Consider the following 5,438-nt stretch of genomic DNA (forward strand, 5'->3'; position numbering starts at 1 on the left):
GGCGCTGGACTAAACAAAGGCCCCCTTTTAGGGGGCTCACACAAAGCCACCTTCTTTAGAAGGTGGTAATTTACTTTATATGTACGCGAACGGCTCAACATATAAATTGGCTTATTTGGGTATATACTCAAACAAATCGTAGAGTTCTGGTAAACTCTGCGCCACTTCATTCACTTTAAGAGCAAAAACCAATGCCTTGGATTCAAATCAAACTCAACGCGACCAATGAAAACGCTGAGCAAATCGGCGATATGCTAATGGAAGAGACTGGCGCGCTGTCTGTTACATTCTTAGACGCGCAGGATACACCTGTATTCGAACCTCTACCTGGCGAAACTCGCTTATGGGGCGATACTGATATTCTGGCACTGTATGATGCAGAAGCAGACACTAACTTCATCATCGACCAAATTAAAGCGAGCAATATGCTGGCTGACAATTTTGCTTACAAAGTAGAACAGCTTGAAGATAAAGACTGGGAACGCGAATGGATGGAAAACTTCCACCCAATGAAATTTGGTGAACGCCTATGGATTTGTCCAAGCTGGCGCGACATTCCAGATCCTGACGCTGTTAATGTTATGTTGGATCCAGGCCTTGCATTCGGTACGGGTACTCACCCTACAACAGCACTTTGTCTTGAGTGGCTAGAAAGCATGGACTTAAGCGGTAAGACCGTTATCGACTTCGGTTGTGGCTCAGGTATTCTAGCGATCGCAGCGATCAAACTGGGCGCTGAAAAAGTGATAGGGATCGACATTGATCCTCAAGCCCTGCTTGCTTCAAAAGACAATGCTGAGCGTAATGGCGTTGTAGACAAACTAGAAGTTTACTTACCGCAAAATCAACCTGAAGGTCTCGTCGCTGACGTCGTTGTGGCCAACATCCTTGCAGGACCTTTACGTGAACTTGCACCTATCATCAAAGGGCTAGTTAAGCCAAATGGCGACCTCGCTATGTCCGGCGTATTAGACACTCAAGCTGAAGATGTTGCGAACTATTACCGTGACGAGCTTCACATTGACCCGATTGTTGAGCAAAGTGAATGGTGTCGCATCTCTGGTCGTAAGCAAGGCTAGACAAGGTTTTCAGAGCTAATTGTTTGAAATTCATACAATTTACAAAAACAATTTGTAAATGCTCAAATATTAGTCTTTTCACGCAGTGAAAAAATGCGTAAAATGCGCGCCCTTGCTGGTACAGAACTGTGATGACGTTTTGAAAATCGGAAACTATCAACTTAAGAACAATCTAATCGTAGCCCCTATGGCTGGTGTAACGGATAGACCGTTTCGCGAGTTGTGTCTTCGCTATGGTGCGGGAATGGCCGTCAGTGAAATGATGTCTGCTAACCCAAAACTATGGGGAACGTCAAAGTCGAAACAGCGCATGGTACACGAGGGCGAATCGGGCATTCGCTCTGTACAGATTGCGGGTTCCGATCCACAGCTTATGGCGGACGCAGCTCAATTCAGTGTTGAGAACGGTGCACAAATCATCGACATCAACATGGGCTGCCCGGCAAAAAAAGTGAATAAGAAGCTAGCGGGCTCTGCTCTGCTTCAATACCCAAACATTATCGAAGAGATTTTGAAAGCGGTCGTGAATGCAGTGGACGTTCCTGTAACGTTAAAGACTCGAACTGGCTGGGATACAGACAACAAGAACTGTGTCCAGATCGCTAAATTAGCCGAAAACTGCGGCATACAAGCTCTTGCTCTGCATGGCAGAACGAAAGCATGTATGTACAAAGGTGAGGCCGAATATGACAGCATTAAAGCGGTAAAAGAGGCGATTTCAATTCCGGTTATCGCGAACGGTGATATCGATAGCCCGGAGAAAGCCAAATTTGTACTGGAGTACACCGGTGCGGACGCTTTAATGATTGGACGCCCTGCCCAGGGTCGTCCTTGGATTTTCCAGGAAATCCATCACTATTTGGAAAACGGCACCACAATGGAGGAACTTCCAACTGAGGAAGTGAAAACCATTATGCTTGGTCATGTAAATGCTCTGCATGAGTTTTATGGGGAGTTCTTAGGTCCACGTATCGCGCGCAAGCACGTTGGGTGGTACCTGAAAGAGCATGAACAGGCAAGTGAGTTTCGCCGTACCTTCAACGCTATCGACGCAGCTCCGCTGCAAATTGAGGCGTTAGAAGGTTATTTTGATAACGTTGCATCATAATTAAGAGAAGAGCTAGACCGAATATGTTCGAACAAAATCTGACTTCAGAAGCATTAACAGTAACTACAGTAACGTCACAAGACCAGATTACTCAGAAGCCTTTACGTGACTCTGTTAAAGCGTCTCTTAAAAACTACCTTGCTCAACTAAACGGCCAGGAAGTAACAGAACTATACGAATTAGTTCTAGCTGAAGTTGAACAGCCACTACTAGATACTATCATGCAGTACACTCGCGGTAACCAAACTCGCGCAGCAACTATGATGGGTATCAACCGCGGTACTCTTCGCAAGAAACTTAAGAAATACGGCATGAACTAAGACCGTTTTTCAAAAAGTATTTGGAACAAGCCGTTACCTTTTTAGGTAACGGCTTTTCTTTATCTACTAAAACACTACGAATAACGCTCACTTTGTTCAGTATTACCAACTGGCTTTAAGATAACTACTGCTGAGCCAAACAATAGCAAAGCCACGAAAGCGACCCATTCATTGCCTACAGAATACGCGAAGCCCGCCAAGGCAGACCAAATCGCGACACCAAAGTGCATCATACTCATTCCAAAAGACATTAACACACCTCGATATTCATCAGATAAGCTTGCGATATGTGCTTGTAATGCCGGAGAACCAACCCCTCCAGCAAGAGACCAGAGCACTAGAGCTGGAAGATAAGCGGTCACCGCACTCATCTCACTTGAGAACACCCATGCACTGCAAGGTATGCACACCATTAAAGCCACTCGCATAACAGCTCGAGAGCTACCAAGCCAACGGCAAGCTCTCCCCACGCACATATTTCCAACCACACTCACGATCCCTAGAGCAGCATAAATAGCGCCCACCCAACCGAGCGCCAACTCGCTGGTATCTCGAATATGAAGGCCTATCAGGTTAAATACACCAATACCTCCCCCTAGGCCTAAACACATCGCTAGAATCGCCCTCAACGCGCCTGGAAGATGAATGACGTCTGTGATAGGTGGCAGAGTATCTGACTTCTTGGACTCATTATGCTTGTTGTTCATGGACACTACGCTCATGGCACCGACAAAAAGAGCCGCCACGCCCAAAATAATAAAAGCGGCACGCCATGATAAAAGCTGGGTCAACAATGCTCCGATCGCCGGGCTAGTTATCATACCTAGCGTTAATCCCGCCTGAACCATCACAATTTGACGCATCGCTCTATTACCCTTCGCGTCTCCCGCTAACGCGAATGCAATTGGTAACATGCCTGCACTTGCAATACCAGTGATCACACGAGTTGCAATAGCAAGTTCAAAATCATGAACTATGCCCGTCGTAATAGACGCAACCCCAAATACAAAGCAAGCAGGCACCATGATACGAATACGCCCAACTCGGTCTGATAAACGGCCCAAGTAAGGAGCGCAAATTGCTATGGCTAAACTATATGCCGTAATAAATAAGGTCACCTGACTCGGTTGAACACTTAAATCATTTCCGATGGGTTCAAGAATAGATCCAAGCATCAACTCATCAGCACCAACAAGAAAAGCAACGAGAAATAGGATCATGGACTGCATCATAGCTCCACCTCCTGTTCTGTTTTCGATTCAGCACAAGTGAGCAACGAAATATCTAAAACTCTATCAGGCCAAGATTGCAAAAATGCCTTCTCATGAGATACCACAATCACGCTACCGGAAAAGCGCTGGAGAGCCTCTTTAAGCGCATTTTTGCTGCTGCTATCCAAATGTGTTGTTGGTTCGTCCAACAGCAAAACATTGCATTTCTGAGCCGATAAACAACACAGTTTCACCCGAGTTTGCTCACCACCGCTCAATGTATCTAAGTGGCGCTGCGTCTTATCCCCCGTGATCCCAAAGCGAGCTAATAGCTTGCGTGACTCTTTGCTTGAGATTGTTGGCGCACAAGAGCACAGCTCCTGTTCAGGCGTGTTCTGAGGATGGCGCCAAGACAAATCTTGAGAAAAATAACCAATCATTGCACCTTTTGCCAATACCACCTCACCAGAGAGTGGCTCGATCTTCCCCATCAGGGTTTTAAGTAAGGTCGACTTACCCACGCCGTTAAAGCCAGCAACAACCAACTTTTCCCCGCGCGCTAACGTGATATCAAATACTGGAAGCAGAGGCTGCTGATAACCGATCATCAACGCTTTTGCCTCAACCACATTCGGTTGCTCAATGGGCTGGTAAGCAAAGTCAAACGTCGATACTTTCTCTACATGATTCAGTTGAATACGTTCGATTTTATCCAGTTTTTTCTTACGCCCTTTAGCAAGACTCGCGTTAACTCCAGCGCCATTTTTGGCAATAAATTGCTCTAACTTTCGAATTTCATTTTGCTGAGCCTTATATTGCTTTTCTATCAAAGCACCATCGTGATGCTTTTGCTGCATTGCTTTGACATAAGTGCCGCTGTATTTTCGAACCGTTTGATAATCAATATCACAAATACTGGTCGCTACTTGATTAAGGAAATCAACATCATGAGAAACCAGTAAAACTGTGCCAATGTAATCATTGAGAAACGTGACTAGCCATTCAATGTGCGGAGCATCAAGATAGTTTGTCGGCTCATCAAGAATTAACACATCGGGGTTGCGAAGTAACAACCTGCCTAAAAGGACTTTGTGTCTTTGACCGCCACTTAGCGAGACAAGCGGTGTATCTAAGCCAAATTGATAAATGCCAAGACCTACAGCAACTTGTTCAATTTTGGTATTAATTGCATAGAAGTTTTCATCTTCTAAATATGCCTGTAGCCGAGCGACTTGGCTTAAAAGAGATGTAGAGTGAGACTCGGTCATCGCATGATACAAAGTCCAAAGCTTTTGCTCTGCAGCGTATAAACTCTCAAAAGAGCCCTTTAAACACTCATGAACTGTCAGCACATTATCGATCTTAAAATGTTGTTCTAAATACCCCACCTCAAGGTTTGGTAACCAGTCAATGCAGCCCTTATCTGCAGATAATTCACCGAAAAGCAGTTTCAATAAGGTGCTTTTTCCAACACCATTCGCTCCGGTGATACCTACTTTCTCTCCCACGTTAATTCGAAATGTCGCGTTGTTATATAAACTCTTATCAGCGATCTGATAAGACAAATTTTTAACTTGTAAAATACTCATGCTTTTAACCAAATAAAAAGGGCCGATGATCAATACCGGCCCTTATTTCAATACTTGTGCCGTCCTAAATAAGGTTGACACTTTCCACCCCCAAAATTGGAGAGTGTTATGAAATCAACAACTAAAAGAAC

General features: G+C 44.9%; 5 protein-coding genes. 3 read left to right on the forward strand and 2 right to left on the reverse strand.

All coding sequences use genetic code 11. The annotated features are described in order from the left end of the window. Positions 1-191: 191 nt before the first annotated feature. The 3 genes from prmA (at position 192) to fis (ending at position 2,507) form a co-directional block, all read left to right on the forward strand. Positions 192-1,079 carry a 50S ribosomal protein L11 methyltransferase gene (gene prmA, locus R7P74_RS24330; protein WP_138940498.1) on the forward strand — a complete coding sequence of 296 codons (888 nt, stop codon included), beginning with the start codon at positions 192-194 and terminating at the stop codon, positions 1,077-1,079. Positions 1,080-1,218: 139 nt separating this feature from the next. Continuing rightward, positions 1,219-2,187, forward strand: coding sequence for a tRNA dihydrouridine synthase DusB (gene dusB / locus R7P74_RS24335; protein WP_005382505.1), 969 nt, complete (start codon positions 1,219-1,221; stop codon positions 2,185-2,187). Positions 2,188-2,210: 23 nt separating this feature from the next. Then, on the forward strand, positions 2,211-2,507 hold the full coding sequence (fis, locus tag R7P74_RS24340; protein ID WP_000462885.1) for a DNA-binding transcriptional regulator Fis: 297 nt from the start codon (positions 2,211-2,213) through the stop codon (positions 2,505-2,507). 74 nt (positions 2,508-2,581) lie between these two features. On the opposite strand, the gene R7P74_RS24345 is transcribed toward fis, so the two are convergent. Both R7P74_RS24345 and R7P74_RS24350 read right to left on the reverse strand, forming a co-directional pair. Further along, positions 2,582-3,739, reverse strand: coding sequence for an MFS transporter (locus R7P74_RS24345; RefSeq protein WP_262634515.1), 1,158 nt, complete (start codon positions 3,737-3,739; stop codon positions 2,582-2,584). Beyond that, the gene (locus R7P74_RS24350) at positions 3,736-5,307 is read right to left on the reverse strand and encodes an ABC-F family ATP-binding cassette domain-containing protein (protein WP_225474317.1); all 1,572 of its coding nucleotides are present in this window, start codon (positions 5,305-5,307) and stop codon (positions 3,736-3,738) included. The genes R7P74_RS24345 and R7P74_RS24350 overlap by 4 nt, the downstream gene beginning before the upstream one ends. Positions 5,308-5,438: the final 131 nt, after the last annotated feature.

The sequence above is a fragment of the Vibrio sp. 2033 genome (assembly GCF_033339735.1).